This window comes from Neosynechococcus sphagnicola sy1 (assembly GCF_000775285.1).
GTDB classification, from domain to species: Bacteria; Cyanobacteriota; Cyanobacteriia; order Neosynechococcales; family Neosynechococcaceae; genus Neosynechococcus; species Neosynechococcus sphagnicola.
This window is the reverse complement of sequence record NZ_JJML01000054.1, coordinates 1-14,397: the sequence shown is the minus strand read 5'-3', so window position 1 is coordinate 14,397 and position 14,397 is coordinate 1. Positions and strand designations below refer to the sequence as shown.

General features: G+C 51.1%; 15 protein-coding genes. 9 read left to right on the top strand and 6 right to left on the bottom strand.

Features of this window, described 5'->3' with window-relative positions; genetic code table 11:
• Window positions 1-203: 203 nt before the first annotated feature.
• The gene (locus DO97_RS30370; protein ID WP_036535984.1) at window positions 204-569 is read right to left on the bottom strand and encodes a helix-turn-helix domain-containing protein; all 366 of its coding nucleotides are present in this window, start codon (window positions 567-569) and stop codon (window positions 204-206) included.
• A 32-nt stretch (window positions 570-601) separates the two neighbouring features.
• A complete protein-coding gene (locus DO97_RS17630; protein WP_052128912.1) occupies window positions 602-1,009 on the bottom strand; it encodes a cadmium resistance transporter in 408 nt (135 codons plus the stop codon).
• A 262-nt stretch (window positions 1,010-1,271) separates the two neighbouring features.
• Here DO97_RS17630 and DO97_RS17625 point away from each other — a divergent pair, with 262 nt between their 5' ends.
• The 4 genes from DO97_RS17625 (at window position 1,272) to DO97_RS17610 (ending at window position 4,791) form a co-directional block, all read left to right on the top strand.
• Window positions 1,272-2,240, top strand: a complete 969-nt coding sequence (locus DO97_RS17625) for a LysR family transcriptional regulator (RefSeq protein WP_036535981.1) — start codon at window positions 1,272-1,274, stop codon at window positions 2,238-2,240.
• Between the two features lie 113 nt (window positions 2,241-2,353).
• Window positions 2,354-2,815 carry a DUF7980 family protein gene (locus tag DO97_RS17620; RefSeq protein WP_156120644.1) on the top strand — a complete coding sequence of 154 codons (462 nt, stop codon included), beginning with the start codon at window positions 2,354-2,356 and terminating at the stop codon, window positions 2,813-2,815.
• Between the two features lie 60 nt (window positions 2,816-2,875).
• The gene (locus DO97_RS17615; protein WP_036535979.1) at window positions 2,876-3,667 is read left to right on the top strand and encodes a sulfite exporter TauE/SafE family protein; all 792 of its coding nucleotides are present in this window, start codon (window positions 2,876-2,878) and stop codon (window positions 3,665-3,667) included.
• A 98-nt stretch (window positions 3,668-3,765) separates the two neighbouring features.
• A complete protein-coding gene (locus DO97_RS17610) occupies window positions 3,766-4,791 on the top strand; it encodes a sulfate/molybdate ABC transporter ATP-binding protein (RefSeq protein WP_036535976.1) in 1,026 nt (341 codons plus the stop codon).
• Window positions 4,792-4,992: 201 nt separating this feature from the next.
• Here the strand turns inward: DO97_RS17610 and DO97_RS21465 are convergent, their stop codons facing one another.
• Window positions 4,993-5,304: a hypothetical protein gene (locus DO97_RS21465; protein WP_052128911.1), complete on the bottom strand. Its 312-nt coding sequence runs from the start codon at window positions 5,302-5,304 to the stop codon at window positions 4,993-4,995.
• A gap of 325 nt (window positions 5,305-5,629) precedes the next feature.
• Between DO97_RS21465 and DO97_RS17600 the strand changes: the two genes are divergently transcribed.
• The 3 genes from DO97_RS17600 to DO97_RS21455 all read left to right on the top strand — a co-directional run bounded on the left by DO97_RS17600 (window position 5,630) and on the right by DO97_RS21455 (window position 7,965).
• Window positions 5,630-6,760, top strand: coding sequence for an aldo/keto reductase (locus tag DO97_RS17600; RefSeq protein WP_036535975.1), 1,131 nt, complete (start codon window positions 5,630-5,632; stop codon window positions 6,758-6,760).
• A 105-nt stretch (window positions 6,761-6,865) separates the two neighbouring features.
• The gene (locus DO97_RS17595; protein ID WP_052128909.1) at window positions 6,866-7,363 is read left to right on the top strand and encodes a late competence development ComFB family protein; all 498 of its coding nucleotides are present in this window, start codon (window positions 6,866-6,868) and stop codon (window positions 7,361-7,363) included.
• The gene (locus DO97_RS21455) at window positions 7,360-7,965 is read left to right on the top strand and encodes a hypothetical protein (protein ID WP_052128908.1); all 606 of its coding nucleotides are present in this window, start codon (window positions 7,360-7,362) and stop codon (window positions 7,963-7,965) included. Before DO97_RS17595 ends, DO97_RS21455 begins: the two co-directional genes overlap by 4 nt.
• A gap of 3 nt (window positions 7,966-7,968) precedes the next feature.
• On the opposite strand, the gene DO97_RS17585 is transcribed toward DO97_RS21455, so the two are convergent.
• On the bottom strand, window positions 7,969-8,937 hold the full coding sequence (locus tag DO97_RS17585; protein ID WP_239651844.1) for an extracellular solute-binding protein: 969 nt from the start codon (window positions 8,935-8,937) through the stop codon (window positions 7,969-7,971).
• 235 nt (window positions 8,938-9,172) lie between these two features.
• Between DO97_RS17585 and DO97_RS17580 the strand changes: the two genes are divergently transcribed.
• On the top strand, window positions 9,173-9,565 hold the full coding sequence (locus tag DO97_RS17580) for a hypothetical protein (protein WP_081980832.1): 393 nt from the start codon (window positions 9,173-9,175) through the stop codon (window positions 9,563-9,565).
• Window positions 9,566-9,641: 76 nt separating this feature from the next.
• Here the strand turns inward: DO97_RS17580 and DO97_RS17575 are convergent, their stop codons facing one another.
• Entirely contained in the window at window positions 9,642-11,162 is a 1,521-nt protein-coding gene (locus DO97_RS17575; protein WP_036535967.1) for a bifunctional aminoglycoside phosphotransferase/ATP-binding protein, read from the bottom strand.
• Between the two features lie 126 nt (window positions 11,163-11,288).
• Between DO97_RS17575 and DO97_RS17570 the strand changes: the two genes are divergently transcribed.
• On the top strand, window positions 11,289-12,569 hold the full coding sequence (locus DO97_RS17570; protein WP_036535965.1) for a dihydroorotase: 1,281 nt from the start codon (window positions 11,289-11,291) through the stop codon (window positions 12,567-12,569).
• 4 nt (window positions 12,570-12,573) lie between these two features.
• On the opposite strand, the gene lepB is transcribed toward DO97_RS17570, so the two are convergent.
• The gene (gene lepB, locus DO97_RS17565) at window positions 12,574-13,161 is read right to left on the bottom strand and encodes a signal peptidase I (protein WP_036535962.1); all 588 of its coding nucleotides are present in this window, start codon (window positions 13,159-13,161) and stop codon (window positions 12,574-12,576) included.
• Window positions 13,162-14,397 lie beyond the last annotated feature (1,236 nt).

Genomic DNA, 14,397 nt, shown 5'->3' with positions numbered 1-14,397 from the left:
TTGCACTGATTGTAGAGACTCGTTTACCTCGCTTGCTGGGGCGCTTACCCCGTGCTCTTTTACCTTTAGGGGCACGAGCATGTAACCGGGTGAGGGCTAAATCAACCCCAAATTCATCAATGAAGATCAGATCTTGGGCTAGAATACCCCGCACTAACTGCCAAAACTCAAATCGCTTTTGTTGAACTCGCTCAGTTTCTTTCTCAGGGGGATGCAGTGTTTTTTTTAAGGGTCAAGTTCAGCTTCTGAAGCATCCGAAACATTGTCGTTATGCTGACTCGAACCCCAACTGCTTCGTCTAACAGATCACACAGTTCGCTCAAGGTGGCATCATTATTTGTCTCAACTAAGCCACTCAACACAGCCAGATGCTCAGCACTGAGTTTGCTGGGGGTTTGTTCTGTTCGCTGCTTCGGACGGATAGTCCCGGTCTCTCGATATTGCTTCGTTAGTTTGCGTACAAAGCTGTATGCTATATGAAACTGTTCGGCTAGCTTGCGTTGAGAGGTCTTCCCGTCTATGTATCTCTCAACTATTTTTCTCCGCAAGTCTTCAGAATATGGGCGCACGTTTATCTAGATTAACAGTGGATTCCTATATCTTACCTCGCCAGCCCTACTAGGCTGAAAAACGCTATAGTAACGGCTGCTACTCCATAGGTTTGAGGAGAGAGAAAACTTAGAACTGGAGTGCCATTTGTTAATTCTGACTCCAGTGATATCTGTGGATTTTCATCCACGGGGTTTAACAGCTGACTCAGACCCATAGTGATTGGTACCAGACCCAATAATCCGATCAACTGTTGGGGCAATACTAAACTTCCCCAAAAACCAGGAATACTGCAAAGAATTAGTGCACTAAATCCCAGGTATTGCCCCATGACAATATGCCGCCGTCGCAAGACTTGGTTTACCTGAGAAAACAAAAGTGTAAGGATCATCAGATCATCAAGATTCGTGACTGCGAATGTTGTTATTCCAGTAAAAACTGTGGTGACCAAGCTACTCATCAGAGCTTTCCCCTCCCGTAATAATTTTTTTATACTAATGATTTGCTAGCGAGAGAGGTTGGTGCGCTTACCGACTGCGGGGTTAAACAGCTACTCACCTCAAGGGTTACTAGGCTTGACTTTCAATGTAGGCGATGGAACCAATAAAATCAAATATTCTTTTTGATTATTTTGATAAGCAGAACTTTTCGTTTATTGATTTGATAACTTGAAGTGATTAAACTATGTCAGATTGATGAGAAAGCTGACCGGAGGAGTAGAGATGACCCTTGAGCAATTACGGATTTTTCTCGCAGTCGCAGAACAGTTGCACTTTACACGAGCAGCGGAGACTCTCTACATTACCCAGCCAGCAGTCAGTGCCGCCATCCAGAGTCTAGAGGAGCAATATGGAGTTAGGTTGTTCCACCGCATTGGTCGCCACATTGAGATTACGCAAGCAGGAAAGTTATTGCAGGGTGAAGCCCGAAAGGTTCTGGATCAAGTAGCCCTCACAGAAAGAGGATTACGAGAGTTGAATAACCTTCAACGGGGTGAACTGAAACTCGGGTCAAGCCTCACCATTGGTAACTATTGGCTACCAGACAAGATCAGTTATTTTAAACGCCGGTACCCGGCAATTTCAGTCCATTGCACCCTTGCGAATACAGAGGAAATCTGTTCAGGGACTGCAACCGGACAGTTTGATATAGGGTTGGTCGAAGGGGTGGTTCAACCGGCTTTGAGCAAATATTTAGAGGAGGAGGAGGTCGATTGCGATCGCCTGCTGATCGTGGTCGGCCAGTCTCACCCCTGGTTTGGACGCTGCGAAGTTTTCCTGAACGAACTGTACACAACCCCCTGGGTGATGCGTGAGTCGGGGTCAGGAACCCAACAACGATTTGAGCAAGCGCTGCAAAACTGGGGAATTGATCTGACTCATCTGGAGGTGATTCTGGTGCTTAGCAGTGGTGAGATGGTGAAGGCGGTGGTTGAAAGCGGCGTCGGAGCCGCCGCCATTTCTGAGTTAATGGTGGGCAAAGAACTTCAACTCTCTACCCTGCGCGCTGTGCCGATGATTGACAATAGAAACGGCTCAGAACGGGTCACTGAAATTATGCGTCCGTTTCTGAAACTGAAGCAGCGGCAACGGTTTCAGACTCGCCTAGCGATCGCCTTTGAACAAATCTTGCACCCCTCAGACAGTGATCCCAACCTGACAGCTATCAGCACCCTTCGAAATCAGACCTGAGCTAGGGAGAGTATTCTCCAGGCCAAACACCCCCTAGATTTTTCCGGGATCACCCACTAAACTACGGTATATACATGGACATATTGTATATTTAACCTCAACAACTAACCCACGTGCCACATATCACAGCACCAGAATCCACAATACAGACATCACACGATTCGCCAGACGAGCCGCATCCAGGAGACACTCAAGCCTGGCAGGAGAAGCAACTACTGAGACAACTAAAGGGTGGTCTTTTGTTAGTGCTGGGATATTTGCTGTCTCCACTTTGCTGGTGGAATGATCTGATTTTCAATCTCCCCATTGCCTACGGTTTTGGCTCTATCTGTAGCCTCCTGTCTCCCCAGCTATTCATGCCGTGTTCCATCGCCGGGTACTGGCTCTCCAATATTGTGGGCATCCTGTTGCTGCAATTTGGAGTGGTGGATGTCTTTCAAACACTTCCCCTCAAATCTCAACTGAAACAGGAGTTGTGGAAAGGCATGATCTCATCAACAGCCTATACGCTCCTGATTTTGGGGCTGATTCACTTCAAAATTCTTGAAACGCCGATTTTATTTACGGGTGGTTAGTTGGGACGTTGCTTGACCCGGACGATGGACGATATTTAATCCCCTGTATAAGGATGTGGAATGGACTATTTATTGCTTCCCAGCCTCAGTTTCTTGGTGGGAATCATTGTTGGCCTCACAGGTATCGGGGGTGCCTCCTTGATTACCCCCATGTTGATTGTTATCTTCCAGGTACCTCCGGCGATCGCGGTTAGCTCTGATGTCGTCGCGGCCACCCTGATGAAGGTAATTGGCGGCTTACAGCACTGGCGGCAGCAAACACTAGATCTAACAGTCGTTAAATGGTTAGTTCTGGGTAGTGTTCCTGGGGCCCTTACAGGGGTGGGGATTTTATATCTGATTCAGCAGACGGGAACCTTCAGCCTGAATGCCATCCTGTTACCCGCGATCGGGTTGATGATTTTGTTGGTCACCGTGACGGGATTGCTCCAGTTGTTAAATTTCGTTCCCATATTGCAGCTACCGACAGCCCCTCAGTTTGACTTAACGACCCTGGGAGGCCGTAGTTTCACTCTGGGAGTTGGAGCCATTTTAGGCTGCATGGTCGGTCTGACCAGCGTCTCCTCAGGCTCACTGTTTGCCATCGTCCTACTGACATTTTTTCGTCTGGAATCTCAAAAATTGGTGGGAACCGATATTGCCCAAGCGGCGATTTTGCTATTTTTCACCTCCTTGGGACATCTTGGCTTAGGAACAGTTGATTGGAGTTTGGTGCTGCCGATATGGTGCGGCACTGTACCAGGGGTTCTGATCGGTGCTCACCTGTGTAAATTTGTACCCCAGCGCCCACTGCGCCTAGTCATCTACGCCATTTTGATCTCCGCGAGTTGGAAGCTAATTGCTCCAGAGTAGGTAGAAGTCAACTTTTGCCTAAAAGTAGATTCCTTTGGGGATCAAACTACGGTATTCTGATCGATAAACTGTATTTTACGCTTCAGGAGAGAACCACCGTGACAATTGTTGTCGAGAACCTTTCGAAGCAGTTTGGAAATTTTAAAGCCGTTGACCAAGTGAGTTTGGAAATTAAACCAGGTAAACTTGTGGCCTTACTGGGTGCCTCTGGATCGGGTAAATCTACCTTGCTGCGGCTGGTTGCTGGCTTGGAACAAGCCGATGCTGGCAGGATTCTGATTGCAGGTCAGGATGTGACCTTTAAAAGTGTCCAGGATCGGGGGATTGGATTTGTTTTTCAGCACTACGCTCTGTTTAAGCACTTGACCGTCCGGGAGAATATTGCCTTTGGACTGGAGCTGCAAAACCTACAGCAGGGGAGGAAGAAAGGCAGAAGTAAGGCCAAGGTTGAGGAATTGCTGGATTTGATTCAACTGCAAGGTCTGGGAAATCGCTATCCATCGCAGCTATCCGGAGGGCAGCGGCAACGGGTGGCCCTGGCAAGGGCCCTGGCCATTGAACCCAGTATCCTGCTTCTCGATGAACCCTTTGGGGCACTGGATGCCAAGGTGCGCAAAGACTTGCGTGGTTGGCTGCATCGACTGCACACTGAAGTCAATGTCACCACAATTTTAGTCACCCATGATCAGGAAGAAGCCATGGAACTTGCGGATGAGATTGTGGTGATGAACAACGGCAAGGTCGAACAAGTTGGCTCACCGACTGAAATTTACGACCAACCCGCCTCCGCCTTTGTGATGAGTTTTATTGGCCCGGTAAATATTCTGCCGAGTTCTTCTTGCCTGTTTCAGGGCAATACCTTCAATGCGGTTGCGCCCAAGATCTTTGTGCGTCCCCATGATGTGGTCATCACAACCCAGCCCATCGGTGCGGCCACCCCTGCGAAGGTCAGCCGACTAGTTCATCTCGGGCGAGAAATTCAAGCGGAACTAACGTTGAGTGATGGTCAGAACATCAATGCCAATATTCGGCGCGAACACTTTGACCAGATTCGTTTGGAGCTGGAACAACAGGTTTACATCCAACCGAAATTCGCTAAGACCTTTTCATCTGGAGGAAGATGAATTCTCAGGACTTACTTACGCAGTTGGTGAAAGAGAGAACAAAGGAGCAGCTAAGTAGGAGCGCACAGCCTCCCGAACGATGCTAAGTTTGGACTCATACCAACTGATGCCCGTGTTAAACCAATGCATCGACCGGCGCAGAAACGCTCGAATAGCCAACCCAATGTGATTGCGTTGAGCGCGAGCAGAACGCCCCTGGGCTTATTCAACCCCACAGCACTGCTGGAGACTGCGGTGATATTCCTCAATCAACCACTCAAACTCTGCCCACTGCTGACGTTTTAAGGGACTCATCTGCACATCATTGGTTGCCCTGTCGTCAATATCACCGTCTTGGGCGACCATCTTGAATACTCGGACAAACCCATGGCCTTTGAGGTGAACGACCGTTCCACGGTCAGTGAGTGCCACGTTACAAATCGGTCGATTGCCTGTTTTTTGGTCGGGATTGGCCAAGCGGTTGCGTTTGAGACCAGTCAGCCACGTCCAGCTATAGCTGGCAATCAACTTCAAGTTGGCTAAAGCACTAAACTAACTATCGAAGGCGACACACTTGGGCTGGAACCCTCGTGCCTTAGCGGAGGCTAGCATAGTGGGAAAATGGTCATTCTTGGTCGCCCCGTCTAACGCCTGCTCGTAGAGTTGATAGTCCCACGGGATCTGTTTATCCCCATCTGACCACAACAGACTCGTCAAATGGATGCCTTGGATAACCCGCTGATGCTTACCAGACCATTGCCGACTCACTCAGTCCATTTGTTGGGCATACCACTTGTCGAGCATCGTATCGTCAATCACCAGAATCCGTTGCCCCAAATCAATCCCGCTCCTGAACCCCATGCGCTATCGTCGCTTTGGCAAAACCAATTTACACCTGTCTGTCTTTTCCTTGGGAACCATGCGCTGTCTGGCCTCCGCAGAGATTCTCTGGCAGACGGTACAACAGGCTGTGGCGCTGGGCATCAATCACTTAGAAACCGCCCGAGGCTATGGCAAAAGTGAAGAATATTTAGGACAGGCCCTGCACCACGGAGTCGGAGTCTGCCGCTCTGAGTTGGTGATCACAACGAAGTTGCCCCCGATGCTGTCCGCCGATGTCGTCGATCGCTGGATTGATGAATCGTTAGAGCGACTCCAGATCGATTATCTCGATTGTCTAGCCCTCCATGGGGTCAACACCCCCGAACATCTTGAATGGGTGCAGGCTCCCAAGGGCTGTAGAGACGCGTTGCAGCAGGTGCTTGCGGATGGACGGGTGCGGCATTTGGGTTTTTCGACCCACGGTTCCCTAGAAATCATTCAAGGGGCGATCGCGACGGGGCAGTTTGAGTTCGTCAACCTCCATTACTCTTACTTCTTTCAACGCCATCAACCGGTTCTCCAACTTGCCCAGGAACAAGATCTGGGGGTGTTCATCATTTCCCCTGCCGATAAAGGGGGGCTGCTCTACACTCCCCCACCCACCCTCGAAGATCTTTGTCAGCCCTTTTCTCCCTTGGAACTGAACTATCGGTTTCTGTTGAGCGATCGCCGGATTACTACCCTGAGTGTCGGGGCAGCCAATGCCGCCGAACTGATAACACCGCTGCAAACCGCTGATCAAGATGGGCCACTGACTCCCCAGGAGTTGGCAGTGCTCACCTCCCTAGAAACCCACCAATCGAATGCATTGGGGAGCGATCGCTGTCGTCAGTGCTATGACTGTCTACCCTGTCCCGCCGCTATTCAGATTCCGGAGGTGTTGCGGCTACGAAACTTGGCGATCGCCTTCGATATGCAAGCCTACGGAGAGTATCGCTATCGCATGTTTGAAAATGCTGGACATTGGTTCCCTGGAATGAAAGGCAACCATTGCACGGAGTGTGGAGATTGCCTGCCCCGCTGTCCGGAAAATCTGAACATTCCCGAGTTGTTGAAAGACAGCCATGAGCGCCTGAAAACCACTGAAGGTAGGCGACTATGGGGATGAGTGTTAGTATCTATTACTAATAACACAGTTTGAAACACACAGGGTGAGCTACGTTAAGTTGAATGATGTCCAATTACTTTAATATCTTTAATCCCGTTAGATAAAATGCAACTTGAACAATCTCAGAACTATCGCAATGCGATGGAGTCCCTGGTAGCTGTGGAGGTAGAAATGCAACTACGGCGATTACCTCCCAAGCTCAAGGAATACATCTGCCTTACTGAGGTGATTGCCTACGCATTAAATCGGCTGCCGCCCCTGTATGCAACCTGTGAAAAGGGTTGGAAGCAGCAGCAGGTTCGAGGCCGCCAAGAATATGGCAATCAAGTGACGGCTGCAGTGCGGCAAGCGTTGGCAGCGATTCAGCGCGATCCCTTACGGGTCTCTACTCCCTTACGGCATCAAAAGGACAGCAGCGCCGAGTTTGCCTTGCAGGAACTCAAAAATATATTAGGGCAGGATCAACTGACCTGGGACGAGATTCCAGATGCAATTGAACAAGCCCTGATCAAAACGGCGCGGGGTGAAATTGAATGGCAGCGTCGTCCCAATCCCGACGAACCCTTCGTTGAGTGGAAATATGAAGATCAATTTCTCAAATGAAAAGGGCGCTGGGAGCGATTGGTAAGTTGGGGCAATGCTGGGGGAGCTTCCTATTAGCACTGCTATCGTTTGCTACCGCTGCTCTCTCCCAAGTCGTGGCTCCAGAGAATGGATTAGTGCCCACGATCCTGTGGCCCACCACCACTCCTTTAGACTTAGAAACCCTAGAAACTAAGCAGACCTGTGGGATCTCGATTACCCCCTGCATTTATCCCACGAACCCACCGTTTACGGCAGACACCATTGCCCTCACTGGGTTAACGGTTCCAAGTCTCTGGTGGGCTAAGGATCAGTTTGGCAGTCGGCTACTGGAAAATTGGTTGGCCTATCCAGCGGCTCCTCCCATCCCCGCTCGGATAGATTTGGTGGTCAGCCGTCCCGACTGGAATTCCCTGGATTACTTAGAGCGCTATGCCTTTGTCCACCACATGGGCACCGTTGCCCGTGGTTTTGGATATAATTTGCGGATCTTTAACCGCCAACAAGTACTGCTGGCAACCTATACCTGTGACTTTACCGCCCCCCCTCTGACCTGTGCGCTGTTGCTGAATAACTCCGGTCGAGAATGGGTCTGGCGACTCCCAACACCGTCCCCTAGGTAACTCCTAGGTAACAGTTCGCATCTGCTGCCAGAAACTTTGATATTGGGCAAGGGCTGAGGCTGGCAATGGCTCCAGAAACTCACTCCGCTCCAGAATCGCGGCAGCCGGATACAGTAGTGGATTTGTCCGTAGCGCCGTGGGTAGCACCTCCGGGTTCAACCCATTGACGATGGGCGAAGTAGCTTTACTCAATAAAGAGAGTTGGGTGGCGATCGCGGGTTGCCAGCAGAAATCAATCCAGGGGTTCACCAGATCCGAGGGGGAAGCCCCGTGGGGTCGTACCCACAGATCCGCCCACAATGCCGTTCCCGATAGGGGAATCACCCCAGCAATTTGCGGGTTTAATGGCAAAGCAGCCAGCACATCCGCAGACCAACCGACTGCCAGCCAAGTATCCCCTAGCAGCAGGGGTTGTAAATAATCTGTGGAACGATAGAACTTTACCTGGCGATTGAGCGACTGAAGTCGAGATTTTAAACCAGGGACAGCGGACAAATCCAGGGTGTTGTAAGACTGTCCCAGCTGTTTGAGGGTGAAGCCAATCACTTCTCGTGCCTGATCCAGGAGGGAAATTTTGCCTTGCAGTTCCGGTCGCCAGAGATCAGACCAATCCGATGGAGTCCAGCCTAAGGACTGAAATTTATCGCGACGGTAGGCAATCACGGTCGTGCCCCAACGATAGGGCGCAGCAAATACCGCGCCTTGGGAATCGGGTTGTCCGGTCTGGCGATCGCGCCGTCCCAGGGCTTGCCAACGACTGGGTAGGGAGACCCAATGCTGGAGCGAGTTTACCTCCAAGGGTTGCAACAGCCCCTGGCGAATGGCGGTTGCCAGCCAATAATCCCCTAGGGTAACTAAATCTGCTATCGCCCCACTACTCCGGCGATGGTTCAAGGGTGAGGATGCCCCCTGGGCTGCCGACGGCTCTGAGAGCTGCTGCCAGTGCTGGAGTCGCTCAAAGATCAACTGCAACTGAGCTTCGGGGGTAAACTTTAAAATCGATGATCCCAGAGAGGTCGATTGCAGCGACTTACGAAATGCTTCGACAATTTGGGGAGGGAGTGAGCCTTGCAGGAGTTGGATACTTAAGATTTGGTTGGCAGTACTACAACTAGCTAAAGCTTCAGCCAGAGCGAGGGTCGCGGTACTGATTAAAAAACGACCGTCGATTCATACAATGAAGGAATGTTTTCTCAAGGCTGCTGCTGTGCAACTCGCATTTATCCCCGTAGAAGAATTCTACTTTGCCCTGACCCTTGCCGTCCGTACCCTCGAAGAGCTAGAACAACCCGGACTCCCAGAGCAGGTCAAGATGCGACTGGCGGATCTGTATGGTCAGCCTTCAACCGTGGCGGCGGCTAGTCAGAATACCTATAACTATGTATTCCGGGTCAAAGACCACGACAACAGTCCGTCCCCTCAACTGATTATCTCAATTTCTGACTGGCAAGAAAAACTGCGTCTCAGCAGTGACTATGGCTGGATGCTGGATGCAGAGCGCAAGCCGATCCGCACCACACGATTTGACCAGCGCTCAGCCTTTTGCCAGCAGTTACGTGCCCAGCTGCAAGAGCAGCTCCAGATTCCCCTGTTAGGCTAAAACCCTTCAACTCCTAAGCGATTCGGTAGGTGGTGAGGGGGCAGTTTAACTCCAAGGAGCAACGGGTCGCACTGTCTTAGAGTTGGCTATCCAGAGGTTGGGTGGTGTCTATGGTTTGGCTCCAAGGGGTTTCCACCTCAGTTAACGGTTCAAAATACTGCTGTGCTAACACCTCAACGGTAGCATCTGCAATATCTCCCGTGCGCTGGTGGAGCCGCTCTTCCAGGACGTTCAACGGGGCCGTGCAATAGAACAATTTCAACGGGAGTTTGTGGGCTTGGGCTTCGGCGATCGCAGCGGATCGCAACCCCTGACGGTCATACTTGGCATCTAGAATCACCGAGAACCCTTGAGTTGCCAGTAAAATTCCCAGTTCCAGCAGTCGGTCATAGGTTTTCTGCGTCATCTCTGGGGTGTAAAGCTCTGAGCCGCCCCGTTCCTGGGGCGTAATTCCCCCCAGGTGCTTGCGCACCGCATCAGAGCGAATATGGATACCTCCGATCTGCCGCGCCAAATGCCGCGCAGTTGTACTTTTACCCGACCCAGATAGCCCCGCCATAATTATGAGCTGGCCAGTTCGGGGCTGGGTGTATTCCCAGGCCAATCGGTAGTAGTGAGCAGCGGTTTGTTCAGCCTCTTGTTTCATCGCGGCGGGAATTGTCGGGTCATCTAACAAGAAGGAGGTGACCTTGGCGCGCACGTAAGCTTGACGACTCAAATACAACGGCAGTGCCTGGAGTCCTTCCCAGTCCCCTGTCTGCTCAATGTAGGTATTCAAAAAGGCATTCCCCAAGTCGGGGCGATGGCGTGCCTCCAAGTCCATGACGGTAAAGGCCACGTCGTACATGACATCGACAAAGCGGAAGGGCTCATTAAACTCAATGCAGTCAAACAGCAGGATCTGGTGGTTCCATACACAGATATTTCTCAGGTGGAGATCCCCATGGCATTCCCGTATCCAGTGATTCTGGATACGGCTAGCAAAGAAGGCCTGACGACCCGCAAAGAATTCATCCGTAAAGTGTCGGGTTGCTTGATACTGCGCCTGGGTTTGCGGCCCTCCCACATATTTCTCGGTCTGTTGATAGTTTTCATCAATCGCCGCCCGAATCTGGGAGATTTCCCCAAAGCTGTCGATGTAGGCACTGGTCTGAGACTGGGCATGGAAGGCCGCCACCACCCGTCCCAGTTCCTCCATCTCAACGGTGGTGAGCAGACCTTGCTCAAAGCGATGCAGGAACAGACCCTCCTGGGGAAACTGGCGCATTTTGAGCGTATATTCGACGGTCTCTCCTGGCCCTTCTAACTGGAACTGACTGCCCGCTTGGGTAATTGGCAAAACAGCCAGATAAAGATTCCCTGCCCCCCGCTGATTCAGTCGCAGTTCCTCCGTACAAAAATGTTGTCGCTGTTCCAGGGTCGAGAAATTGAGAAAACCAAAATTTACGGGCTTTTTCAGCTTATAGGCATAGTCCCCCGTCAGCAGCACGTAAGACACATGGGTTTGCAGCAGTTGGATCGGTTCGGTTACTAGATGGGGATAAAACCCCGGCTGTAACATCTGCTGGATCAAAGGGGGAAGACTGGGATCAGACATGGGTGGGGTGAAGCCGTGACAACGTAGTTCCTGTCTGACATTATAGGAATCGCTATCTCTTTGATCACCCAACATCATTGACTAGAGTAAAACGCTGCCAGCAGATTGCCAACGACAAAATGTTCCATGACCAGTGAGCTGCTCAGACAGGTTCGGGTGTTAGATCCAGTATCAGCGACGGATCGGGTTGCCGATGTTCTGATGGTGGAGGGGATCATCCAAGCGATCGCGGATCCGGTAGTTGATTGGCCAGCGGATGCACAGATCCGAGACTGTCAGGGTTGGGTTTTGGGGCCGGGGTTGGTTGATCTTTATAGCCACTCGGGGGAACCAGGGTTTGAAGCACGAGAAACCCTGATGTCTCTGGCGCAAGCCGCGATCGCCGGGGGATGGACACGTGTGACCCTGCTCCCCGATACCCAGCCTGCCCTAGATCATCCGTCTCAGGTGGAGGGATTGCAGGCTCACTGCCGTCAATTAGGGATGGGAAATTTGCCTCTGCAAGTGCAGGTGTGGGGGGCTTTGACCTTAGAGACCCAGGGGACACAGATGGCTGAATTCGCCGATCTGGCTACAGCCGGTGTGGTGGGATTTACCGATGGTAAGGCTCTCAACCATTCTGGGATAGTGCGGCGATCGCTGGAATATCTGCAACCCCTAGCCAAACCCGTTGCCCTTTGGCCCTGTGATCTCAATTTAACCGGGAACGGAGTGATGCGAGAGGGCTTAACCTCCTTACAGCTGGGGCTACCTGGGAATCCAGTCATTGCTGAAACGGCAGCCCTGGCAGCCCTTCTGGAACTGATAGCAGCTACAGGCACTCCCGTGCATCTGATGCGCATCTCAACCGCTCGCAGTGTGGAACTGATTCAGGAAGCGAAGGCACGGGGATTACCCATCACTGCCAGCACCACCTGGATGCATGTTTTACTCAACAGTGATCACCTCCAAACCTATGATCCTTGCCTGCGCCTCGACCCTCCCCTTGGGAATCCTGGGGATCAAACAGCCCTGCGAGAAGGTCTACAACAGGGGATTCTCGATGCGATCGCTGTCGATCATGCTCCCTATACCTACGAAGAAAAAACCGTTGCCTTTGCCGAGGCACCCCCCGGCGCGATGGGGCTAGAATTGGCATTACCCCTACTCTGGCAGGGGTTAGTGACCCCAGGTCTCTGGTCAGCACTGGAACTGTGGAGTTGTCTGAGCACTCGCCCAGCCCTCTGTTTACAGCAGTCCCCTGCCCTGCTAGTCCCTGGCCAACCCGCAGAACTAACCCTCTTTAATCCAGACCTAACCTGGGTAGTCGATTCCCAAACCTTAAAATCTCGAGCCAGTAACACCCCTTGGTTAGGTCAGACCCTAGTGGGGCAAGTGGTGCAAACCTGGAGATCAATCGGTAGTTGAGGGTTTAATAGGTCGGATGCCCTCCCAGACCACCCAGGCGATTGGGGGGCCAGAAACGTACCACCGCCCGACCGATAATATTCTGACGGGGGACAAAGCCCCAATAATGACTGTCGTAGCTGTTATTTCGGTTATCCCCTAACACCAAATAGGAGTTCAGCGGCACCGTCACTGGGCCATAGTCGTACTGGGGTAAATCCGCAATATAGGCTTCCCGTAGGGGCTGGTTATTCACATAGACTCGACCGCCCTTGACTTGGATTGTCTCCCCTGGAAGGCCAATAATCCGCTTGATAAAGGCATCATGAAAATTGAGCGCTTCTAGGCGTGCCGTTGGGTTGAAGACAATAATGTCCCCCCGTTGCGGGTTCTGGAAGTGATAGCTCATTTTGTCAACAATCAGGCGATCGTTAATTTCCAGGGTGGGTAGCATCGATCCAGATGGAATGTAGCGAGCCTCCGCGACAAATGTACGAATACCAAAGGCTAGAATTGCGCTTAAGCCAAGGGTTTTTAGCGCCTCTAACCAGGGATTTTCGGACTGGGCGGCTTGAGGAGAATTTTCAGACACTGGATTCTGCACGCGAGTCATAAGCTAGACACAAAAAAGATAACGATTATAACTAGAGGGGAAAGCCCAGGCTAGGAAATTCCCAGATCAGGGCTTATGGCAGCCTAGGGAGAATTATGGCGACTCTACTTTCTTCACCTTAGCTAATTCTATTGGGCGATCAAAAAACTGGGGTGGTTCCCCGGCTCCATTTTTGCACTTCCAACCGCATCAGGATAGTGCTTTGAGTAACGGATAGAAGAGGATCTCAGCAGCCTAGACCGCCCATCTAAACCGCACCCACCAGGCCGTGAACCCAGCGTCCTTAGACTAGTGATTGAGCTGTCGCAGCCTCTCAGTCAACCTTCCCAGTTATTGCAAACTTCGGCAACCACCCCATGAATCTCGTTGACCCCTCAACTGGAGTAAGCTTAGAGACTTGACGGGGGCTTTCGTTCTCAATGGCTGCGGCGGCTTCCTTGCCTCAGCTTTCCCGGTGCTGGCTTTCCCGAAGGCGGACATTAGGGGCGGCCTGATTGAATTCTGAGAAGTTCGCTTCAGCTGCTCCTCTATGCCTGCACGCCCTATTTTTTGCCCATGAGTTCAACCGTGCTCAACCGATCCCCGAAACCATCTCATTGTTCATTAAACGTCCAGGAAGGTCACTACCCCACGAAAGGAGAGCCTAGGACACAACTTTTTCCGAAATTTAGATGATCGGAGTGATCCAAGTTCATCTGAGCTTCGTAATAGCTATAGAAGGTTGAAAATAACGTCATTGAAAACAGCGTTATTATACATTTTGTCGAGGACTAAATGAACAATAAATTTGTCAGCTTAGGTCTGATTCTTGGTCTGGTGACTGCGAGTATATTCAACTCACCCCCTGCGAGTGCCTTCAATTCAAGCAAAATGGGCATTGTAGGTAAAGAGCAGTTGGATCTAACACAGCAGGCGATGTCAACAAAGTCATTGAATTCAGCGATTGTCAGCAGCAAACAGCTGCCGCAGGTTACGATGATATCTAGGTTGGACAGTAGTCAAGATATTTTGGAAAGATTACCACTCTTGCGGCTACTGCGACGACTGGGCTTGATCTAGGGTATGGGACTGTGATGATTCTGAGAAATGGAGTAAATGCGACAGTGAGCAGGAAGTGTGGCAAGTAAACTTTTCCTGCTCACTAGTTAGGTTAGCGATCGACGATATAGCACAAGAATTCAGCCATTTTAACAGGTGTCTCGTGCTATATCGTATTCTAATATGAATTTAAGAAAA

Coding starts and splice junctions, on each gene's coding strand:
- DO97_RS17615 (WP_036535979.1), top strand. CDS start 2,876: ATGGACTATTTATTGCTTCCCAGCCTCAGTTTCTTGGTGGGAATCATT.
- lepB (WP_036535962.1), bottom strand. CDS start 13,161: ATGACTCGCGTGCAGAATCCAGTGTCTGAAAATTCTCCTCAAGCCGCC.
- DO97_RS17625 (WP_036535981.1), top strand. CDS start 1,272: ATGACCCTTGAGCAATTACGGATTTTTCTCGCAGTCGCAGAACAGTTG.
- DO97_RS17575 (WP_036535967.1), bottom strand. CDS start 11,162: ATGTCTGATCCCAGTCTTCCCCCTTTGATCCAGCAGATGTTACAGCCG.
- DO97_RS17600 (WP_036535975.1), top strand. CDS start 5,630: ATGCGCTATCGTCGCTTTGGCAAAACCAATTTACACCTGTCTGTCTTT.
- DO97_RS17570 (WP_036535965.1), top strand. CDS start 11,289: ATGACCAGTGAGCTGCTCAGACAGGTTCGGGTGTTAGATCCAGTATCA.
- DO97_RS17595 (WP_052128909.1), top strand. CDS start 6,866: ATGCAACTTGAACAATCTCAGAACTATCGCAATGCGATGGAGTCCCTG.
- DO97_RS17630 (WP_052128912.1), bottom strand. CDS start 1,009: ATGAGTAGCTTGGTCACCACAGTTTTTACTGGAATAACAACATTCGCA.
- DO97_RS21455 (WP_052128908.1), top strand. CDS start 7,360: ATGAAAAGGGCGCTGGGAGCGATTGGTAAGTTGGGGCAATGCTGGGGG.